This window comes from Methylobacter sp. BBA5.1 (assembly GCF_000746145.1).
In the GTDB taxonomy this organism is placed as follows: domain Bacteria; phylum Pseudomonadota; class Gammaproteobacteria; order Methylococcales; family Methylomonadaceae; genus Methylobacter; species Methylobacter marinus.
Window position 1 is genome coordinate 44,513 of record NZ_JQKS01000007.1, and the last position, 19,627, is coordinate 64,139.

Annotated in this window: 22 protein-coding genes; all 22 read right to left on the reverse strand. The window is 46.3% G+C overall.

Features of this window, described 5'->3' with window-relative positions:
- Nucleotides 1–18 precede the first annotated feature (18 nt).
- Entirely contained in the window at nt 19–645 is a 627-nt protein-coding gene (locus EK22_RS06170; protein ID WP_020160869.1) for a hypothetical protein, read from the reverse strand.
- A gap of 65 nt (nt 646–710) precedes the next feature.
- Nucleotides 711–1,820 carry a protein-glutamate methylesterase/protein-glutamine glutaminase gene (locus tag EK22_RS06175; protein ID WP_036249047.1) on the reverse strand — a complete coding sequence of 370 codons (1,110 nt, stop codon included), beginning with the start codon at nt 1,818–1,820 and terminating at the stop codon, nt 711–713.
- A gap of 9 nt (nt 1,821–1,829) precedes the next feature.
- Entirely contained in the window at nt 1,830–2,468 is a 639-nt protein-coding gene (cheD, locus tag EK22_RS06180; RefSeq protein WP_036249049.1) for a chemoreceptor glutamine deamidase CheD, read from the reverse strand.
- Nucleotides 2,469–2,475: 7 nt separating this feature from the next.
- Nucleotides 2,476–3,315, reverse strand: a complete 840-nt coding sequence (locus tag EK22_RS06185; protein WP_020160866.1) for a CheR family methyltransferase — start codon at nt 3,313–3,315, stop codon at nt 2,476–2,478.
- Between the two features lie 51 nt (nt 3,316–3,366).
- A complete protein-coding gene (locus EK22_RS06190) occupies nt 3,367–3,846 on the reverse strand; it encodes an STAS domain-containing protein (protein ID WP_036249052.1) in 480 nt (159 codons plus the stop codon).
- Nucleotides 3,833–4,594, reverse strand: a complete 762-nt coding sequence (locus EK22_RS06195) for a ParA family protein (protein WP_232216394.1) — start codon at nt 4,592–4,594, stop codon at nt 3,833–3,835. The genes EK22_RS06190 and EK22_RS06195 overlap by 14 nt, the downstream gene beginning before the upstream one ends.
- 6 nt (nt 4,595–4,600) lie before the next feature.
- Nucleotides 4,601–5,095, reverse strand: coding sequence for a chemotaxis protein CheW (locus tag EK22_RS06200; RefSeq protein WP_020160863.1), 495 nt, complete (start codon nt 5,093–5,095; stop codon nt 4,601–4,603).
- Between the two features lie 39 nt (nt 5,096–5,134).
- Nucleotides 5,135–7,471 (reverse strand): methyl-accepting chemotaxis protein, encoded by a 2,337-nt coding sequence (locus EK22_RS06205; RefSeq protein ID WP_235209228.1) that lies wholly within the window; start codon nt 7,469–7,471, stop codon nt 5,135–5,137.
- 139 nt (nt 7,472–7,610) lie between these two features.
- Nucleotides 7,611–8,120, reverse strand: a complete 510-nt coding sequence (locus tag EK22_RS06210; protein WP_020160861.1) for a chemotaxis protein CheW — start codon at nt 8,118–8,120, stop codon at nt 7,611–7,613.
- Nucleotides 8,121–8,136: 16 nt separating this feature from the next.
- Nucleotides 8,137–10,242, reverse strand: a complete 2,106-nt coding sequence (locus tag EK22_RS06215; RefSeq protein WP_036249058.1) for a chemotaxis protein CheA — start codon at nt 10,240–10,242, stop codon at nt 8,137–8,139.
- Between the two features lie 45 nt (nt 10,243–10,287).
- Nucleotides 10,288–10,650, reverse strand: coding sequence for a response regulator (locus EK22_RS06220; protein WP_020160859.1), 363 nt, complete (start codon nt 10,648–10,650; stop codon nt 10,288–10,290).
- Between the two features lie 400 nt (nt 10,651–11,050).
- Nucleotides 11,051–11,422: a hypothetical protein gene (locus tag EK22_RS06225; RefSeq protein ID WP_020160858.1), complete on the reverse strand. Its 372-nt coding sequence runs from the start codon at nt 11,420–11,422 to the stop codon at nt 11,051–11,053.
- A gap of 1,053 nt (nt 11,423–12,475) precedes the next feature.
- The gene (locus tag EK22_RS06230) at nt 12,476–13,732 is read right to left on the reverse strand and encodes a phage major capsid protein (RefSeq protein ID WP_051961716.1); all 1,257 of its coding nucleotides are present in this window, start codon (nt 13,730–13,732) and stop codon (nt 12,476–12,478) included.
- 317 nt (nt 13,733–14,049) lie between these two features.
- The gene (locus tag EK22_RS06235) at nt 14,050–14,322 is read right to left on the reverse strand and encodes a hypothetical protein (protein ID WP_036249062.1); all 273 of its coding nucleotides are present in this window, start codon (nt 14,320–14,322) and stop codon (nt 14,050–14,052) included.
- A 96-nt stretch (nt 14,323–14,418) separates the two neighbouring features.
- Entirely contained in the window at nt 14,419–14,979 is a 561-nt protein-coding gene (locus EK22_RS06240; RefSeq protein WP_036249065.1) for a tail assembly protein, read from the reverse strand.
- Between the two features lie 108 nt (nt 14,980–15,087).
- Nucleotides 15,088–15,228, reverse strand: coding sequence for a hypothetical protein (locus EK22_RS24635; protein ID WP_161786385.1), 141 nt, complete (start codon nt 15,226–15,228; stop codon nt 15,088–15,090).
- 367 nt (nt 15,229–15,595) lie between these two features.
- Nucleotides 15,596–16,573, reverse strand: a complete 978-nt coding sequence (locus tag EK22_RS25200) for a hypothetical protein (RefSeq protein WP_235209229.1) — start codon at nt 16,571–16,573, stop codon at nt 15,596–15,598.
- Complete coding sequence (locus tag EK22_RS25205; RefSeq protein WP_235209230.1) at nt 16,549–17,535, reverse strand: hypothetical protein; 987 nt, start codon at nt 17,533–17,535, stop codon at nt 16,549–16,551. Before EK22_RS25205 ends, EK22_RS25200 begins: the two co-directional genes overlap by 25 nt.
- Entirely contained in the window at nt 17,532–18,479 is a 948-nt protein-coding gene (locus tag EK22_RS06250; protein ID WP_051961718.1) for a toprim domain-containing protein, read from the reverse strand. The genes EK22_RS25205 and EK22_RS06250 overlap by 4 nt, the downstream gene beginning before the upstream one ends.
- The gene (locus EK22_RS06255) at nt 18,476–18,724 is read right to left on the reverse strand and encodes a hypothetical protein (protein WP_036249068.1); all 249 of its coding nucleotides are present in this window, start codon (nt 18,722–18,724) and stop codon (nt 18,476–18,478) included. Before EK22_RS06255 ends, EK22_RS06250 begins: the two co-directional genes overlap by 4 nt.
- The gene (locus EK22_RS06260; protein ID WP_036249071.1) at nt 18,721–19,188 is read right to left on the reverse strand and encodes a hypothetical protein; all 468 of its coding nucleotides are present in this window, start codon (nt 19,186–19,188) and stop codon (nt 18,721–18,723) included. The genes EK22_RS06255 and EK22_RS06260 overlap by 4 nt, the downstream gene beginning before the upstream one ends.
- Nucleotides 19,185–19,382, reverse strand: coding sequence for a hypothetical protein (locus tag EK22_RS24135; RefSeq protein ID WP_152565012.1), 198 nt, complete (start codon nt 19,380–19,382; stop codon nt 19,185–19,187). Before EK22_RS24135 ends, EK22_RS06260 begins: the two co-directional genes overlap by 4 nt.
- Nucleotides 19,383–19,627 lie beyond the last annotated feature (245 nt).

Here is a 19,627-nt window from a genome sequence, read left to right on the forward strand (position 1 = left end):
GCCTCTTGTTATCAGCAACTACTCTGCTATCACTATAATGGATAATACACTTCTACATCGTTGTACATTATCATGAATAATCTGTGCGGCATTATCCACACTCTCGGCAACAGCTTGCAGACTTTGCATATACTCACCCGCCTGCGAGGCTTCAATTCTGGAGTTCGCGGCAATGACGCGCGCGGCCCTGGCTGGCCGCATCACGGCTTCGAGCTGATTTAGCAACTGGGAAACATGCCATCTGAATTGTCCGCGGCTGGCCTGCATTTTGATTTTTGCCGCCTCCACCCGCGCCTGAATGGATTTGCCATGGGCCGCGCCCTCGGCCATTTGAGCCGCCTGCTCGAGTTTTCGGTAGGCATCGGCGGTCCGATATTCGTTAACGGTCAGTTGATACAACAGCAAGGAGTTTTCGTTGATATCATTAACCAGTTCCAACGTTTCCTTGGCCAGTTCATTGATAAAATCGGTGATCGGCTGAAAGCCCTTGGCTTTTTCCCGGGCGCGGAATGCAATGGCTTTGGCATTTGCCGCCGCCAGGGAAATTTCTTTGGCCACTTCCATTACCGCGCCTAATTCCGCGGCAATGGAATCGACTGCGATAAACTGTGACTTGTTCTGTTTATTCGTTGTTCGCATGTTCATTTACATCCTATGAAAGGCTGCCGTCTTTAAGATCCCGTTTTCAAAGCATTACAGGGCATGTCTGTTCAGCTTACTCGGACCTGAGTCAAGGTTATAACTTGCTGCGCGATTTCCGTTATCGGCTTGACATGGTCTGTGCAGCCTAATTTAAAGGCTTCACCGGGCATGCCCCAGACCACACTGGTTTGTTCATCCTGAATGATCGTCTTCGCCCCGGCTTCATGCATTTCCTTCATGCCTTTGGCGCCATCCGTTCCCATGCCTGTCAGCATAATGCCGATAGCATTGGCGCCAACGCATTGCGCAACTGACCGGAACAAAACATCGACAGCCGGTTTATGCCGATTCACCGGCGGCCCGTCATGCAACTGAATGATATACTTGCTGCCTTCTCTGGCCAGCAGCATGTGCCTGTCTCCCGGCGCAATATAGATATGCCCGGCCTCAACCGGTTGCCCGTGCTGAGCAATACAGGCCGACATCTTTGAGACCAGATCGACATGGCGGGCGAATGATGCACTGAAGGCTACCGGCAAGTGCTGCGTTATCAAAACGGCCGGCATATCGGCGGGCAAGTCCTTGACAACGGTTTTAATTGCTTCCGTGCCGCCCGTGGAGGCACCGATAGCGATAATTTTCTGCCCGCCTTGGGGATATCTTCTTATCGACTCGGCTTTTAAAATAATATCCGCCGAATGTTTAACCTTGATATCGGACTCTGCTGTTAATCCCGGCTTTCTAACCGGCGTGGCATGGTCGCTGATTTCCTGAACGCGCGCTTTGGCCGCCATTTTTACTTTGTTGATTAATTCCTCGGCATAGTCCGTTAGTGTTTTAGCTATATTCACCTTGGGTTTGGCAATAAAGTCCACTGCGCCCAATGCCAGGGCATTTAAGGTCACGTCCGCGCTCTTTTCCGTGAGCGTCGAAACCATTACCACGGGCATCGGCCTCAAACGCATCAGGTTGCGTAAAAAAGTGATGCCGTCCATGCGCGGCATTTCGACATCCAAGGTTAATACGTCCGGATTCAAGAGTTTGATCAGATCCCTGGCCACGTAGGGATCCTCGGCCACCCCGACTACTTCAATGTCCGGGGAAGAATTGAAGATTTCCGTCAACAGTTTTCTGATCAATGCAGAATCATCAATAACCAAAACACGTATTTTTTCCATAGTTTTCTCTTAAAAAAGCTCAACCTCGCCTTCAACAGGCTCGTCCTTAATTTTGTTAAAGTACTGCATCTCTCTATTTATGATCGTATCATTATGTAAATCTTGGATTTTTTTCATGCGGACTTTGCCGGTTTGAGGAAAATACACGATTTTCCGTGGATATATATCGCCTAAATCCTGTGATAACAACAGCAGTCCTTCGGTGTCGATATATTCCAGAATGAATTCGATATTTTTAAGGCCGATATCGGATAGTGTGGGAATGATTTTACCGCCTCCAAATACCTTTAACTCAAGATTTTTTCTTTTGCCGCCATTGCTGAGAATGGTGTTAATCAAATGCTCCATGGCAAAGTTGCCATAGCGGGTGGAATTGCCCAATACGGCTTCGTTGCCCTGTTTTAGCTTTTCAGCGCTGGTTTGAGGCAACATAAAATGATTCATGCCGCCAATACCGACTTCTTTATCTCTGATGCAAGCGGCCACGCAAGACCCTAATACGGTCGTGATCAATTCATCGGCTTTGGTGACGTAGTATTCGCCGGGTAAAATTTTCGCGGCAATGATTTCATGTTCATTATCCCAGTAACGGTTGATTCGCTCGAAACCTGAAAGCGAAGGCGGGCTAAAGTTATTTTTAGAAATCATTAAATTTTTATATTAATTTTTTGTATATGGTATTGCCCACTAATCCGAACTCGGATGAAAGCTGATGCAATGATTCCGAATGGCCGATAAATAACCACGCTTTGTCGGCCAGCAATTTTGCATACTTTTTAGCCAGCAGGGCTTTGGTTTCACGGTCGAAGTAAATCAGCACGTTACGGCAAAAGATAAAGTCAAATTGCCCTCGCATAGGCCAATCTTCCATTAAATTCAATTGATTAAAACGTATCAGCCGCTGCAATTGCGGCTTGACCCTTACCCGTACCGGATTGGCTGCCTTATCACGCATAAACCATTGCTTCAGCCTTGTTTCGGATATCCCCTGTACACGATCGATCGCATAAATACCCTGTGCCGCTATGTGTAATACATTGGTATCCAGATCAGTTGCCAGAATCCTGATGGTCCAGTCCGCAGGCACGTTTTCCAGCAAGGTCATTGCGATCGAATAGGGTTCCTCGCCGGTTGAGCAGCCGGCAGACCACACTTTAATTTGCCGGGTATGTTTATTCCTGACCAGGATCTCCGGAATAACATGGTCGCGCAAGTAATCGAAATGATGATTTTCCCTGAAAAAAGAGGTGAGATTCGTGGTAATGGCATTAATGAACTCGGTGAATTCCTGCTCCGGGTGATCGTTAAGATACCGGCAATAGTCCTTGAAATTTGTAAATCCCAGCACTCTTACCCGTTTCGATAGCCGGGAATAAAACATATCGAACTTGCCATCAGGCACTTGAATTCCTGAATGTTCTTTGGACAGATTTCTTAAGAAATTAAAATCTTCCCGGGTGAATTTAAATTCACGCGTTTTTTCTTCCAGTGCCATTGCCTGCCTGCTTTTTCAATAGAGCCCAAGAATATCTAATGCCCGTTTCCGTCAGGCCTCTATATCGAGTATTCCCGATAAGCCCAGCAATGCAGCGGATTCGATAAATTTATCAGATGGTGAATTAATAATAATGTCCTTATCCAGTTTGGCCGCTTTCTGTTTCAGCGCCACAAATAATTGCAGCATTGAGGTATCGATTGAAGTGACGGCCGATGCATCCAATACAATAAGATGATTGGCATCCAGCGATTTCTTCAGCTTTTCATGCAGCAGTTTCACTTTTTGGATATTCAAAACCGCATCCAAGTCGATGAAGGGGCCATCTTGGTCGGCTTCATCCTGATCCGTCTCAGGGATATCCGTTTCGACAGCCTGTTCATTATCCGATTGATCTAAAAATTCATTTTGGTCAGTATCGGTATCAATCCCTGACAGTTGTTCTTGTGATTCCTGCATTTCGTCGATACCCTCGCCCATCCAGGCAAGAGGATCATACCCGATTAAATTATTTTCATTATTTGCCGCCATATATCATCACTCTGCTTTCCTGAAAATCCTTGGCAAGGTTACGAAAATCCCTTGCGGATCGACTTTTCGGACTATATTCTAAAATGGTTTTACCAAAGCTTGGGCATTCCGCCAGCACTGCCGTTTCTCTAATGACTGTCGCTAATATCTGTTCTGGAAAATGCTGAAGCAGAATGTTTAGCACTTGTTTCGATATAGGCCTGGTTGGTGAATATCGTGACATCACCAACAAGATTTTGTATTTCTTCTTAAATACCCTTTCAAATTTCCTGATGGTTCCCATCAGATACGACAGGCCTTGCAACGCCAGAAAATCGCCGGTCATTGGAATCAAAATTTCGTCCACGGCAAACAAGGCATTGGTCACCAGCAGGCCCGATGACGGCGGGCAATCTATAAAAACGAAATCCTGACCGCTAAGTTTCCCCTGAAGCGCATGCCTTAGTAAATCTCCGCTACGCGCGCCCTCTTCGCTTAACTGTTCAATTTCCGGAAGCCTCCGGCCCGATGCAATCAATTGCAGGCCCTCCCGAACGGAAACAAGCTGCTGTTGAAGCGTTCTGTTATTCAAGAGAACGTCGTCAATACCACTATGGTTTTGTGTGACCCCCAAGGAAACCGATAGATGGCCTTGCGGGTCGAGATCAATTACCGTAACTTTTTTTCCTGAGCCGGCAATTGCATGGCCTAAATTAGCGGAAGTCGTCGTTTTTCCTACTCCGCCTTTCTGATTGATGACCGCAACCACCCTCACCTAGCACACCATGCTATCGATGCTTTCCAGTTCATCCGGATTCAGTAATTTGTCCACATCCAGCAACATAATCATGCTTTGCTTATGAACGTATATGCCCCGCATGTAACGTGTATTTATTTTTGCTCCCAGATTCGGCGTCTGCTTGATATCGGCTACTTTTACATCCAGCACATCCGACACGGCATCGGCTACGACTCCCATAACATACGAGTTCTCATCGTGTTCAACGCAAAGCACAATAACAACGGTCATGGGTGAATATTCACTCTTCTCCATCGAAAACCGTTCCCGTAAATCAATGATCGGAACAATAGAGCCCCGTAAATTTAATGCTCCTTTGATAAAAGCCGGCGTATTGGGTATAACGCGAACGGCTTCCCACCCTCGTATCTCTTGTACTTTCAGAATTTCCACACCATACGCTTCCCCGGCAAGCTGAAAGGTAAGAAATTGCTCTATTTGACTGTTGGATGCCTGAGTATCAGTTGTCATATTTAATCTAGCTTGCTATGGATGGGTATCTATTAACCTTTAAAACTCTTCCCATTCGCTATCGTCGGCTAAGGATTTAGCGAAAATCGGCGTGGCCGGCGTTACCGGTTTAGAGGTGTTTTTTACTGATGGAATCGATGAAGCCGTTGAAACAGAATTGCTTGCTGGTGGTTTAGCTCCGGCATTGACATTGTTAACTTTAAAGAAATCGAGTAATCGGGCCATGGTCGTGGATTGCTCGCTCATTGAGACGCTCGCTGCCGAGGCTTGTTCAGCCAGGGCCGCGTTTTGTTGGGTAATATCGTCCATTTGCGCGACCGCCTGGTTGACCTGCTCGATGCCGGCGGATTGCTCGGCACTCGCAGACGCGATCTGGGACACGATGTCGCTGACCTGCTTGACGCTGTTGACGATCTCCTGGAGCGCATCGCCGGTTTCATTGACAAAACCGGATCCTGCCCGCACTTTCTGGACGCTATTCTGAATCAGTTCTTTACTCTGCTTAGCGGCATTGGCACTACGCTGCGCCAGATTGCGGACCTCCGTCGCCACGACCGAGAAGCCCCGACCTTGCTCTCCGGCTCTGGCGGCTTCTACCGAAGCATTCAACGCCAGCAGATTGGTCTGGAAGGCGATTTCATCGATAACCCCGATGATTTCAGCGATTTTATTACTGCTTTCATTGATTTCACGCATGGCCGCAATAGCTGAACCTACGACATCGCCACCTTTTTCCGCCAATTGCCGGGCAGTGTTGGCCACTTGGTTGGCCTGTTGCGCGTTATCGGCATTATTTTTGACTGTGCTGGTCAGTTCTTCCATGCTGGAAGCGGTTTCCTCCAGACTAGCGGCCTGTTGCTCCGCTCGCTGTGAAAGATTGTTGTTGCCGCTGGCGATTTCCTGCGATGAACTCTCGATAAAGTCGGCCGCATTGCGAACCTGGGCAAACACTTCACTGACTTTAGTCATGGTGTTGTTAATATTATTCTTGCACTCGGCATAAACCCCTTGATAATCAGTCGAGATAGAGTGTGTCAAGTCGCCCTCCGCCATGCTTTTCATAACGCCGCTGATGTCATTGAAAGCGCTTTCAATGACATCCGTTAATTCATTAATTTCAATGCACAGCGTCTTGAAAAAGCCTTCTTTTCCGCGCATGTTAATGCGATTGCTAAGTTCACCGACTTTAATATTGGACACCAGCTCTTCAATTTCACGCTCTATTTGGACTTCTTCCGTTCTATCATGCCATTCCGCGACAAATCCAATGCGTTCACCTTTTTCGGTAAAAACGGGGCTGGCGATTACATTCATATGATGGTTGGCAATAACCAAATCGGAAGCAAACGAACTATTCAGCTTCTCCAAAATACCACGCTGATGAGCCGGATTCTTATGAAAACTGTCAATGTTGCTGCCTAACAGAGCGCCGGCATTAAAAGCGGGTAGCTGTTTACGAATATCATCCTCGGCATCGGTGAATAATTTCAGCGCTGTTTTATTCATATAGATGATGTCGAAGTTAATATCGGCCAGCATGACGGCGGACCCGACATTATCCAACGCATATTTAATCCGCAAGTTTTCCGCAGCGACTTCCTGGGCGGCAATAAAGTCTGAATTCAATTTAACGCTCATGGAGTATAACGCGCGTAAAAAATCCCCTACTTGATCATTTCGGCTTAATTCCATGCCTTTCAGCACAAAATTGCCATTCAACAGTCGGTAGAAAATACCGATAGTATCTTCCAGTGTATTGTTGAATAACCGGGCCAGGCCAATACCTACCGCTGTTCCGATCGCCACCAGCAGCGCGGCAATGGTTAGCAGCACGTAATCCTGTGCTAAAAACAATTGGTACATCAAGAGAAGTTGGGGCAACAGGAAGGCTGTCAACGTCAAGGCGGCTTTTTTCTGGAGACTGATTTCCCTGACTGCTTTAATCCATGCGGCTAGCCCCGTAGGCCGCATTGTTTCTTTATTTGCATTAAGCTGTTTGTAAAACTGCTCGGCTTTTTCAATTTGCTCGCGTTTGAGCGCGGTTCTGACCGAAACATACTCCTGAACCTGGCCATTGGTATAAACCGGCGCCACATTCGCTTCAACCCAGTAAAAATCACCGGATTTAGTCCGGTTTTTTACCGGTGCGACCCATGGCCTGCCCTGTTTTAATGTGGCCCACATATCCTCATACGCCGCTACCGGCATATCCGGGTGCCGGACTATATTATGAGGGGAACCGATCAGTTCCTCACGGCTAAAGCCGCTGATATCGACAAATGCATCGTTTGCGTAGGTAATATGTCCTTTCAAATCTGTTCGGGTAACCAATATCATTCCTTTTTTCATCGGAGCTTCCCGATCGGTTACTGGCATGTTTATTCTCATTATAATTTTCCTCTCGAACTAAACCACACGCATAAATTTTTTATTTTCTATTTATCAGCCATTCTATTAATGGGTATGGCCTTTATGGGGTTTTATTGATAAATATCGCTTCTTTCTTGTTAGAGATTTAGCTTTCATCCTGCGTTACATCATCTAATTTCAGTAATTTATCCACATCCAATAACATCACCATGCGGTCATTGACTGATACGAGTCCGCTAATAAACTCGGTACTGACTTTAGCACCGAAGTCCGGGGCGCTTTGAATCCTGGCCTTATCGACATCAACCACATCTGAAACCGAGTCGACAACAACCCCCGTTATGCGGATTTTATTGCCATCCCCAGTCTGTAGCACAACAACCACGGTTAATTGTGTGTATTCGGCATACCCCAGATTAAACCTTTCCCTTAAATCGATAATCGGCACAATGGAACCGCGGAGATTAACCACGCCTTTTTCATAAGCTGCAACATTCGGTATCCTGGAAACCGGTTCCCAACTGCGTATTTCCTGCACGCGCAGAATATCGACCCCATACTCCTCGTTACCCAGCGTAAAACTTAAAAACTGCATGTTATTCCCTGTACGCTTGTTAAGCTGATGCTTGTTAACTTGTATATCTTCTTGCGCCATGTTTTTTATACTGCTGTCACCGGTTTGATAAACGAACCAGACCTGGAATATCCAAAATCAAGGCAACAGATCCGTCGCCTAGGATCGTTGCGCCTGAAATGCCTTCAACGCGCTTATAATTGGCTTCCAGCGACTTGATAACGACCTGCTGCTGTCCCAGCAAATCATCAACAAATAAGCCGCATCTCATACCCTGACCCTCAACGACGACAATAATCCCTTCTGCCAATTGCGATGCTTTTGCAGTCTGAACGTTAAAAATTTCGTGCATTCTGATAATGGGGATATATTCATTACGTAAACGAAAGGTCTCGCCTTTACCGGCGACCCGGTTAAGCATTTTTTCCGTTATGTTGATTGATTCGATAATGGAAACTAGCGGTACAATGTAGATTTCATCGCCAACCGCCACGGATTGCCCATCAAGAATTGCCAATGTCAGTGGCAGATGGATAGAAATCGTTGTGCCTTTGTCCAGTTCGGAAGTAATTTCAATGTTGCCGCCCAACTCCTGAATATTTTTTCTGACGACATCCATGCCGACGCCACGCCCGGATATATCGGTCAACTGTTCAGCGGTAGAAAAACCAGGCAGAAAAATCAATTCAAAGACCTGCTTATCGGTCAACGTGCTATGTTTATCGATCAGGCCCTTTTCTATCGCTTTTGCTTTTATTTTGTCCTTATTCAAGCCGCGGCCATCATCGATAATTTCTATCACAATATGACCGCCCCGGTGATAAGCCCGCAACTCAATAGTCCCTGTTTCCGGTTTACCGGCCGCAATGCGATCCGCCGGCATTTCTATACCATGATCCAGACTGTTCCTGATCAAATGCACCAGGGGATCGTTGATCAATTCGACAACCGCTTTATCGACTTCCGTATTTTCCCCGACCAGTTTCAATTCGATTTTTTTACCCAATTTGGAACTGATGTCATGGACCAGACGGGGAAAACGACTAAAAACGAAGCTGATGGGCAGCATCCGGATATTCATCACACTTTGCTGTAATTCACGGGTATGCCGTTCCAGCTGGGCAAGTCCACTTTTAAGCTGACTTTCCTTGTTCATGGCAAAATGCTCGCCTACCAGGCTCAACATGGATTGCGTGATCACCAGTTCACCTACCATATTGATGAGGGTATCGATTTTTGCGGTGTCGACTCGAATGGTACTTGATGATTTTGTGACAGTTTTTGCAGGCTCAGGCTCGGCCTTTTGAGGAGCCATCTTGTTGACAGCGTCTTCTGTCACAGGCGGAGGACTGATCGCTGCCGGCTCTGAGATGCCGCTTTCGGGCGTATTCGACAGGGTTTCCGCATCGATTGCCGGTATATGCGCTACCGGATCTTTTACCGGTTTAGCAGCAAGCGACTGGATTTCCAGCTCACAATCACCTTTAACCCAATCAAATATTTCATTAACCTCGTCCTCGGCAATGTCCCCGGCGACTTTTAAATCCCAGGCCAAATAACATGCCTCAGGATTTAACTCATAAAAGTCAGGAATATCCTGAACATTAACCGAAGCGGTCAGTTCCCCTAGCTCTGCCAGTTCCCGAAACATTCTTACCGGATCATTGCCGGTTTGAAGTAAGGTTAGATAAGGGGTAAAAGCAATTTCATAACCTTGGTGTTCATGCTGTTGAGCGGGCGCTGGCTCTGACATGGCAACAGGTGTTTCCATTGCTATTGAATGGTTCACTGGAGATGGCTCCACAGATGCCTCGCTACCATAAAGCTCAACTTCCAAGGCAGACTTCTGTTCAGCAACCCGCGTCTCATCAACATCCTGTTCCTGTTGAATTGCGGTGATCATTTCCCTCAGACAATCTACCGACCCCAACAATACATCAATTGCCGCCTGGGTTACTTGCCGGCGCCCATCCCGCATTTCGTCAAGCAGGGTCTCCATGATGTGCGTAAAATCGGCCACATTGGAAAAGCCAAAGGTTCCGCTGCCGCCTTTGATGGAATGAGCCCCCCTGAAGATCACATTGATGGCTTCCGAATCAATATCTCCCGTATCAAGATTTAATAACCCTGATTCCATTGCTTCCAGGCCTTCAAAGCATTCTTCGAAAAAGACCTGATGAAACTGTGCCATATCAATAGACATAGGCTTACCTGTATTCCTTGAACTCACTCAAATTAAGGTTAGCGGCTAACCCAAAACTTTTTTTAATATTTTTATTAGTTGATCCGGATTAAAAGGCTTGACGATCCATCCCGTAGCCCCTGCCGCCTTACCTTCCTGTTTCTTTTCCGCGCCTGATTCAGTCGTCAACATCAGCATTGGGATAAACTTGTAATTTGAAAGCAAGCGCAAATCCTTAATTAAGGTAATCCCGTCTTTATTTGGCATATTAACATCGGTAACAATGCAATCGAATTGTCTGGACTGAGCTTTAGCAAAAGCATCAACGCCATCCACTGCTTCCTCAACATCATATCCGGCACTTTTCAAGGTAAGCGAAACCATTTTTCTCATTGATGCCGAATCGTCAACTGCAAGAATACTTGCCATTGTTATCTCCATTTTTATTCTAATTCTTAAAGTCAAACTTTAGCGCTTATCATATTCATCTCAATACATTAAGTCTAATTTAATTATTCTGTTATAGAAGGTTTCTCAATAAAAAATTTTCAATTTATTTTCCTGGATGGAAATCACATAATGAAAGCCACTAGATAAATTCGCGGGCAGACATATTTCGCTCCAGCTAGAGATGAAACCAGAGAGGGAGGGGCTTGCGCTACTGTTTTCATGAAAACAGTGTAAAAGGAAGTGAGCGATCGTTATTCAGTTACAGGTGGGAACAAGTGAAATACCTGAAGAGCACGAAAAAATCATGTTTGCTCCATCAGCTATAAACTGTGCATTACTGTAATACATTGATTAAAGGACGTGCAATAAATACTCTTTTTTAATGCCTGCGGTATTCTCCATCCTCATCAGGATAATAAACGCCTAAAGGTCGATCGAAAGTATATTTACCCGGTTTCACGATTAACAGATCGGCTGTTTTTTCAAAAGCATCATGCGGCGGAGAAATCGCCGCAAAGGCCGTCAGAGGACTGATTGCCACGAAAACGGCAGAACCTGTCAATGTAGCGACGAAACCCAATGGCCGATATAAAATAATATCGATCAGATAAACCCCTGAAGGCTGCTGTTCTTCTGCCTGTGCAGAATTTATTGTTACCAGCATTGCAATAGCGAGAATCAGAATTTTCGTTTTCATATGAGTTTTAACTTGATTTAAAAAATCAGGATTATCTGAACATTTATCATCCATAAACCTTGGAAGCCAGATAATTTATTTACACCGTTCTAAATTTATTTTTGCTCGTTAAGGCATACATTTAATCAGGGTTTTCGGATTTTATTATGATCACGAAAGGAGCGCCAGCGTAAATGCAGAAACAACAAACAGTTTGCTGGCGATTATTGCCGCCACTCAAGATCCCTTAATGTATGAATGCGCGAACCATGCGCATGATGACATGCTGAAACATTTGCTTTTAACAGGCATCCTATATTTTCAAAGCATAAACGATTTTTTTCTTATTGATTGATGCGGCACAATTGCAAGATTGCACTCGCTCTCCAGCAGTACCGCTTCAGGCGAAACGCCGAGCACTCCTCTGCTTTATTAAAGACGGCAATGTTATTTAGGACTTGGCTAAAAATTACTTCCTGAAATTAGGAATCTTGTATAGGATGTGCTGAGCGCAGCAAGGCGCTTCTTAATGTTTAAATAGGGATTATTGACGACCAAATCCTTAGCCCTTTTCCAGACAAATAAGTTTGCGCCCATAAAGGCAAGCTTATCCATAGACGATCAGTTTATGCGGCGAGTTGAAGCAGAATGGCTTAATAAAATATCATAATCGATGCAGCGAACGAGATAAAAATACCGCTTCGTGCAACATCAAGTTACGAATTTTAAGTTACAGTAAACAAGCAACCATATAATTTTTCGCATATGGTTGTATTTATTGCATTTCTAGGCAATAAAAAAACCCACTAAGCCGTACAGCTTGCGGGTTTTCAGTTCTTGTATCGCTTTGAATTACATCTTGGTGCCGATGGCCGGTATTGAAAAGGCTTGATAATAAAGGCTTTACCATGTAACCGTAGAAAATATACCGTCATTTATACCGTCATTTGTTTAATGCTGCCCTTGTCTTTGACAAAAAAAAGCCGCCGGACTCTATTGAATCCAACGGCTGTTTTTACCGCTCACCATGACCATGAAAATAACATCTTGATAAAAGTATGTCATGCAGCGGCTGTCACGGTTATTTAATACGCCACTCGATGACTTGGCGCTTACCGCTAATTTTTATTAGCTTGCTGAGAACTTCAAGCATTTAACAGCGTTTGAGTTCCGCATCTGGAAGCCTACGCGACAATAAACATAAACGACCACGTTAGGCTTATCGCTGTATGGGTCCAGCAATACTTTATTGCCTGGGCGTTCAATGCCTCGCATGGCCTGATCCCAATCACCAAACCATAAAGCCTTGGCGTCTGCCTCAATGCCCGGTGCAGTCTCGCAAATAACAACAGGCTTTCCTAATAGAGTGGCTGGCGTTCCGTCTTTGACATTGCCATCATCCCATAGATAGTTGCCTTGCCCATCCTTCAACTTACTAAGTTCTAATGCCGTGGCGGAATTGCATACCCATTTTGCGTTTTTTCGGTAACCGGCCCGCAGCGTGTAAAAAACTGTTTTAACCGCGTCGAAAGGAGATGTTCCGAAATTTCCTGAAGCGCCGGTAGGGATGTGCTGGATAGTTCCAAAAGCCCGAGTAGCATCAGCGGTCGCCTCTGTTGGTATGGTATCCAAGCCGCTAGGCTTATTAATCCCGTCACCATAAAATAACGCCAGCTCCTCAGCTTCTGAAAAACTGATTGACGACTCATTGACCAGGAAGTCAACCATAGCCGTTCCGCTATCGTCGGCCAGCCTTTGGCTAATAACGGGCTCCGCGTACTCTTCATGGAGATTTGTTACTACTTTGACCAGCTTAGGCGTGGCTGTTTTCGGCCTGGCTTCCGTTTCACCTACCCACTTTGCGCCTACCGGGGTTACGCTGATTACTTCCTCGTAGGTGTCGCCGCTTTCAATGGGAATGAATGTTACCAATTCACGCAGCGCCGACGCATCGCGGACAATGCTACCGATACCATCAGCCAGAACCGGCGCAACTGTCCAGCCGCCATCAGGCCCAGAACCGGAAAACATGCCTTTAACTTCACCACGCGAGCGGATAAGAGTAGCAAGGTCGCTCTTGGATTCCTCGTGGTCATAACTGCCCGATCCACCAAAAATTCTTTTTCGGTTGGCCTTTATGGATAGCTCGGCAACTTCCTTATCAAGGCGGTCAATCTGTTTCATACGCTTTTCAAAAGCGTCTCCTTGCTTTACTAGCAAGTCGTTAATGTGTGCCACGTCGATATTACCAACGCCAGCTAATAGCATTCCTGTTGTTGTCATGTCTTGAGCCTCGACAATACCAAGGCTGGACAAAATAAATACAGCGAAAATTGCAAAGAGCGGCATTAACACTCTTGAATTCAATAATTGTTTCTTGAACATATTTGTTCCTTTTATTCGATAAATTAAAAAAGTTGTTATCGAATAAACATCTCAGACATCTCGTCGAAATGAAATTCGCGCTATTAAGCTAGCCAAATTTAATAGACATCTCGTCATTAAAAAGGATAGCTCAATATTAACATATTTATCAATACAATCAAAGTGTTATATTATATTTTTTACAGCTTCTCGGTAGTATTTTATGACAAATTTTGCGTCAGAATTACTCAGGCCAAGTTCCTTTAGATTCTTTTCAATAACCCTGGTCTTTAAGGCCCGTGTGACGCGAAAAAACAGCCAGACTAAAAAACGGCGCTTCACATCAACCTCCCTGCATAGCTTTTAGAATGGATGTTCTTCTGTGTGGTCTCGATTAACAGTTTTAGCCGATCATAAAAAACAGCTCCATTATGCGTAGATAGTTTCACATCAAGCTGCTGCTCATGTGTTAATAGGTTATGAGCCATCACCAAGACCACATCAAGCGCTTGCTCTCTGTCTGCGTTTTTACCGAGCTGCTTAATAATTGCATTAAGGGCTGCAACATGCGCCGCTTGATACTGTTTATCTTGTATGTTTTGATTTTTCATTCTCGATATTCCTTATTGTTAATTAATCAACCCGCGCCCATAAACGCTTTTAACGCCGGTAGCGGGCGGGGGTGGTCTGTTACAGCCACAAAGCACTTATACGGTTTTCTCTTCAGTCGAAAGACCGGACGAAATTAATACGCCACCACAATGGGGCTTGCCAAAGGCCAGTGGCACCGATCCGCCCTGCTCCCTGATATTGGGAGCTCCATTGAACAAAGAAGAGTCAAGTTTCTGTGCCATTGCTGGATCCTTGTCAAACTCCGGCGTTGGTGACAGTAGGTTGATAACCATATTTAGAGCGAATGACATGGCTATACTGATAGCCGCCCCTATAATCACTCCAGCCGTACTAGATGCGAAGGTCACCCCAGCAACCGCGGCCACAATAGCCGGGCCGTTTCCGCTGACTTCAGGGACAATCCACAGCTCTTCATATTGGTCAAAATTCATAGTGGCCAGCTCTGGAGATATGGCTATAGAGTTCTCCGGCTTTTCTCTATCAATCAACACATAACAATACTTATCACTGAGAAGCTTGTCCCCCAATGCCTGGCCATAAAAGTGCTTTAGTCCGGCCAGTAATTGCCGCAAATTGCTTACGTGTAATTCTGTTTCCTGGAATTGTTCTAAATCACCTGCAAATTTAATCTTCATAAATATTTCCTTAACAAAAATTGTTATTACTTATCATCATGGGTTTTTTCTATTTAATTCACTTTCCGCGAATATAAGACGGGGGCGACGCAAAGCGATATAAATGCTTCAAAGATTTACCCCGCCCCTGGGTGTTTTCTTTTCTCGAGTCGCATTGATGCGCTTGAGCTGCTCAACAAAGTAAGCGTCATAATTCCAATTAATCTTCTTTGGTGGTGGTGCTTTTATCGGTGTAAAAATTGTTTTCATAATGATTTTTAATGGTTTAAAAAAATATATATACCCCCTACCCTCCAGAAGTGGGGGAATTGGGGGAGATTGCCTTCTAGGCCATATGTGGCGCGGCTTTGACGCTCCCCCAATCATTTAAAAAAATGGGGAAACTTCCCCCAATCGTTTGAAAATCTCCCCCGCCTATAGCATTTAACCTGGTCAGTTATTAAAAACTTCTTCGGTTTGGGTGTTTGCCTGGTTATTATTCGCTCCCCCAATTTTGGGGGAATCTCCCCCTATTTTTTTTCAATTGGGGGAGCGTGTAAGCCTTGATATATAAGGGATAGAGATATATTTCCCCCAATTCCCCAAAAAATATATATAACCCCTATATATTTTTTGATTACCCTGACTCAATCAAATCGGCGGAAAGGATCATAACGCGCTTACTTCTGCCGCCAATGATCCGCTTGACCGCCAATCTCGGCGTTCCGTTTTCCCTGGCCTCAGTCGATAAAATCAATCCCTTTTCATTCATGCGCCGCCAAAGACTGGCCGGTGATAACAAGAAAGCATCTCCTTGCATCTTGGCTAATTGTTGAGCAACAGCAAAGGCGGCGTTCTGTTCAAGCCAGACTTCCCGCTTCTTGTCGCAATACCAGCCGATACAGTCTCCTGTGGGTTTATAGATTTTGTCTCCGGCCATATCAACCACATCAGACCGCCAGCCCCAAGCATGAGGACGGGACGGCGGCGGCCCCTGGTTTAGCCTGCAAGCAATATGGGCGTTACCGCTGGAAAATGAAGCGCGTAACAGATCAAGGAATCGCTCTACCTCGTCTTGCTCATTCTGATAAGCGCCTTGCTCAGTGAGAGCGCCTTGTAAATGCTGTTCAATATCTGACAAGGTAGCATTGCTCTGCTCGCTGCTGAGTGCGCCTGTATCGGTCAGGAAGTCTAAGAACAGTTCAGCACCCGCTACCAAATTGGCGTAAATCTCTGGGGCGCGGGGATGGGAAGCTGCGAAGCCATCACGAATGGCGGCATTGCGAAAAGAAGCTACTGTTTGCGGGAATTGCTTTTTAAGATCGTCCAGGCGCGGCGCTAGCCATTGCAGATAAGCGGCCATGATCCCGGCAAGCTGCCCCGCTTCGGCTACTTCCTGTAACTTAGTCAATGTGTTAGTATCTACATCGGCGCGGGTAAGCTCCAGGATCAACAGCCTACCTAACAAGCTTTGTCCCTTTGGTAAGTCCTCGCCGGTTATGATCGTCATTGATCTGTTATACGGCGCGGCCTTGGCCTGCATATCCGAACCGCGCCGACCTCTCCCGGCCTGGTTGCCCGTGTTCCTAATCAAGCGTTCCGCTTTGGCATACATCTTGGCCGCTTCCGACTGATTGACAGAAGGTTTAAAGTCATCAATAACGAAAACCCCATCCTTAACTTGAAACGCTTTCGCTTCCAGATCGTTATCCGTATCACTGAAATTAGCCGGAAAACGGCGGGCGTTGAAATCTCCAAAAATGCCAGTGGTATAGCCGTTACGGCGGATTTCTTGGCACCGGTAATACCATGAATAAATAAGGCATAATCCGTCGGGTGACATTCGCCCAAGGGCGCACGCGCAACGGCGGCCAGCAATGCCGCGCCTATGTGTGGCTTGCCTGGGCAAATTGCCAGCAAATCCATAATTGAATCTGCTCTGATTTGCTCGCTTGGTGCTGGCAAGGCATAGCGGCCCATGTGTCCGGTTCCCAAATCAACCTGTACGTTCTCATGCAAGCCGTTGGCGGTAATGGCACCGGTTCCGGTTAAATAGTGCCATTGTTCACCGATCCGTTTCCAGCCGGTATAACGGAATACATGCCGCCTTGGAACATCGCCCTTCAGTTTTGAATAGAGATGAATGGCGGCGCGTAAATTATCCCGCTTTGATGCGCCAGGATAGACAAAGGCCAAAGTGCCGTAATGCTCATTCACCCAATTGGCCTGGGTTGAATAAAACTTATTGGCCGGAACATCAACAGCCGGAAGCGTCAAGCCATCGTTGCGCTTACCCTCGATCCTTAAGAAGGATTGATCCTGCAAGCCATCATCCTGTGTCACTTCTTCAGTTATCTGGCACACAAAATCACAAAGCGGAATCTCAACAAATCCTTGCCCATCCTGCCCAGTTCGAACGGATTTAATCTGATGAAAGGCACCAGAAATAATTGCATATTCTCCAAAGCGTTGGGTAGCATCTTTGCCGGAACCGCTGCCGCCTCCGGTTTTTGTGGGTTTCGGTTTGGAAGCGTTTTTGACGATCTCTAAAACTGGCTTATCCGTTTTTTTGGTCATTGCGCTTCCTGCATCTGAATGTAATAGTCGTTAAAGTCGCCAGCGATAGGCGGAAACGCGACAAAGCCGCCGATAGCGGCGGCGGCTTCGTTGGCTTTGGTCAATCCTGGGTTGCCCTGGGTGTTCAGGTCGTTATCAGCACATAATATGATTGTCGCGTCGGGTAAGTGCTTACGGACAATGCGCCCAACGGCTAACAGATTATTGGCCGTAAAAGCGATATACACCCGATAGCCGGTTTCTTCGTGAACAGTAGCCGCCGTGGCAAAGCCTTCAGCAATACAGACTGGATCGCTCTTTTCACCTACCCACCAGAACAGGCCGGACAGCTCCCCGCCTGGTAGAAAGTCTTTGCCTCGTCCGAGTTCGGGCGGTTCTTTGGGAAATATGCCTTGAAGGTTGCGAAGCTTCCCATGCTCGTTGTACATGGGAATCAACAGCGTATTCTCGATGGTTAATTTTTGATGCTTTCCCGTACTGTCTTGATAGGTTCTGCACCAATCCGTATGGCGAGCGCCATACCCTGATTTAAGCTGTTTTTTCAGAAGGTAGGGATGATCTAACGGCGCAACTTTGGCAGGCTGATAAATGCCGCCAGCCCGTTTGGCCGTTTTGTCTTGCCTGGCTTTTTGTTCTTGCTTTCGGCGCTCCTGCTCGGCTTTGATCCGCTGCCGATCTTCGGTGCTAAGCGGCACGCCGCCTTTGCGGTCAACAAAAAAGGCTTTCTGTTCGCCGGTTTTGTGATTCCAAACGATGCCGCCCTGGCGATCTGGGAAAATCTTAATTCGGCCATCGCCCCGGCCTCGATGATCGTCTACCAGGTCGGCGGCATGAAACAGGCCATCGGCAGGCACGGATTTAAACTCAACACCCGCGGCGGTGCAAGCTTCACGCGCGATGGTGTCCAGGGAGACTAAGAAACTGGAAATTGGCTTAAGAGTCATTCTCCCCTCCAACGGTCACATTCCTTTTCCAAACACTCAAGCGCCTCTTCTGATGCCTTAGCGGCTATTTTAATGGCTTCCAGAAAACCGCTTGTCATATATACCCCTTTAAGCCTCTCGGGTATTTTTTGGCCACCTTGAGAATCATATTGATACTCAATCATTAACTCGGAAAGGGTTGCAATGACGTGATTGCAGTCTCGGATTTTTTCTATTTGATCCTTCGCAATATTTGATTCGCTCATGATTGCGCCCCTACTTTTTTCTCAGCGGAATAAGCATCCAGTAGCGCCTGAGCGTCTTTGATCTCAAGACGAATGGCCTGAGCAGCTCGCCAAAGGGTATTGGGGGCAAAGCTTGTTATATCCACTACCTCACAAGCGACTTCGATCAAATCAGCAATTGCCTCGGCACGTTCCAAAGCCGGATTTATCGTATCGTTCAGGCTGAAAAACTCGCCGCCTTGGCAGACGTTTGCCCTATGGCTAAAATCTATGCTTGGCTGATTGGTCTGCTCGGTTTGAGTGTTTGATGTTTCTGAATTTAGAGCGTCCAGGTCATCGGCGGCCTTGATTAACTGGTCGGCCATCTCCCTGAGCTGCTCCGAATACAGTTCGGCATCGAGGCCCGGAAAGTTTTTAACATTGGCAAGCGCCTTAGCGTAACGATCTCGGATTATGTCAATTTGAAGGGCTCTGTTCTGGCTCATTGTGCAGCCTCCATTCTGGAAAACTTCACAACAACATTGGGGATTTCAGCAACCAGGGCGGATGCCTGGCTAAAGGTCAGATTACGACAAATAACCCGCCGTCCTTCTGGGGTTCGTTTAATCAGGTTGAATAGGGAAATGTATTTTGATTGGCTGGATTTAGCCTGATTGCGAAGGAAAGATTGATTTTTCATGATTATGTCTCGTAAGGTTATAAACCCGACACCTAGACGCCAATCATGGGTGCCGGACTGAACGAAGTTGGCGTACCGGTACGAGCACCGGCCAGTCTTGCGACTGCTCCGCCCAGCCCGACATAACAATGAAGAACTGAGAAGTTTCGCGCATAAAAAAACCGCAATTGTTGCGGCTGCGCCGCTCGTATCGGGACGCCAATCCCGGCTTTCGTTTTTTTGCGAAAGCATAAAAATCATACCGC

Excerpts from the sequence above, each read along its gene's own strand:
- EK22_RS06170 (WP_020160869.1), bottom strand. The coding sequence starts at position 645 with ATGAACATGCGAACAACGAATAAACAGAACAAGTCACAGTTTATCGCA.
- EK22_RS06175 (WP_036249047.1), bottom strand. The coding sequence starts at position 1,820 with ATGGAAAAAATACGTGTTTTGGTTATTGATGATTCTGCATTGATCAGA.
- cheD (WP_036249049.1), bottom strand. The coding sequence starts at position 2,468 with ATGATTTCTAAAAATAACTTTAGCCCGCCTTCGCTTTCAGGTTTCGAG.
- EK22_RS06185 (WP_020160866.1), bottom strand. The coding sequence starts at position 3,315 with ATGGCACTGGAAGAAAAAACGCGTGAATTTAAATTCACCCGGGAAGAT.
- EK22_RS06190 (WP_036249052.1), bottom strand. The coding sequence starts at position 3,846 with ATGGCGGCAAATAATGAAAATAATTTAATCGGGTATGATCCTCTTGCC.
- EK22_RS06200 (WP_020160863.1), bottom strand. The coding sequence starts at position 5,095 with ATGACAACTGATACTCAGGCATCCAACAGTCAAATAGAGCAATTTCTT.
- EK22_RS06205 (WP_235209228.1), bottom strand. The coding sequence starts at position 7,471 with ATGCCAGTAACCGATCGGGAAGCTCCGATGAAAAAAGGAATGATATTG.
- EK22_RS06210 (WP_020160861.1), bottom strand. The coding sequence starts at position 8,120 with ATGGCGCAAGAAGATATACAAGTTAACAAGCATCAGCTTAACAAGCGT.
- EK22_RS06215 (WP_036249058.1), bottom strand. The coding sequence starts at position 10,242 with ATGTCTATTGATATGGCACAGTTTCATCAGGTCTTTTTCGAAGAATGC.
- EK22_RS06220 (WP_020160859.1), bottom strand. The coding sequence starts at position 10,650 with ATGGCAAGTATTCTTGCAGTTGACGATTCGGCATCAATGAGAAAAATG.
- EK22_RS06225 (WP_020160858.1), bottom strand. The coding sequence starts at position 11,422 with ATGGATGATAAATGTTCAGATAATCCTGATTTTTTAAATCAAGTTAAA.
- EK22_RS06230 (WP_051961716.1), bottom strand. The coding sequence starts at position 13,732 with ATGTTCAAGAAACAATTATTGAATTCAAGAGTGTTAATGCCGCTCTTT.
- EK22_RS06235 (WP_036249062.1), bottom strand. The coding sequence starts at position 14,322 with ATGAAAAATCAAAACATACAAGATAAACAGTATCAAGCGGCGCATGTT.
- EK22_RS06240 (WP_036249065.1), bottom strand. The coding sequence starts at position 14,979 with ATGAAGATTAAATTTGCAGGTGATTTAGAACAATTCCAGGAAACAGAA.
- EK22_RS24635 (WP_161786385.1), bottom strand. The coding sequence starts at position 15,228 with ATGAAAACAATTTTTACACCGATAAAAGCACCACCACCAAAGAAGATT.
- EK22_RS25200 (WP_235209229.1), bottom strand. The coding sequence starts at position 16,573 with ATGTATGCCAAAGCGGAACGCTTGATTAGGAACACGGGCAACCAGGCC.
- EK22_RS25205 (WP_235209230.1), bottom strand. The coding sequence starts at position 17,535 with ATGACCAAAAAAACGGATAAGCCAGTTTTAGAGATCGTCAAAAACGCT.
- EK22_RS06250 (WP_051961718.1), bottom strand. The coding sequence starts at position 18,479 with ATGACTCTTAAGCCAATTTCCAGTTTCTTAGTCTCCCTGGACACCATC.
- EK22_RS06255 (WP_036249068.1), bottom strand. The coding sequence starts at position 18,724 with ATGAGCGAATCAAATATTGCGAAGGATCAAATAGAAAAAATCCGAGAC.
- EK22_RS06260 (WP_036249071.1), bottom strand. The coding sequence starts at position 19,188 with ATGAGCCAGAACAGAGCCCTTCAAATTGACATAATCCGAGATCGTTAC.
- EK22_RS24135 (WP_152565012.1), bottom strand. The coding sequence starts at position 19,382 with ATGAAAAATCAATCTTTCCTTCGCAATCAGGCTAAATCCAGCCAATCA.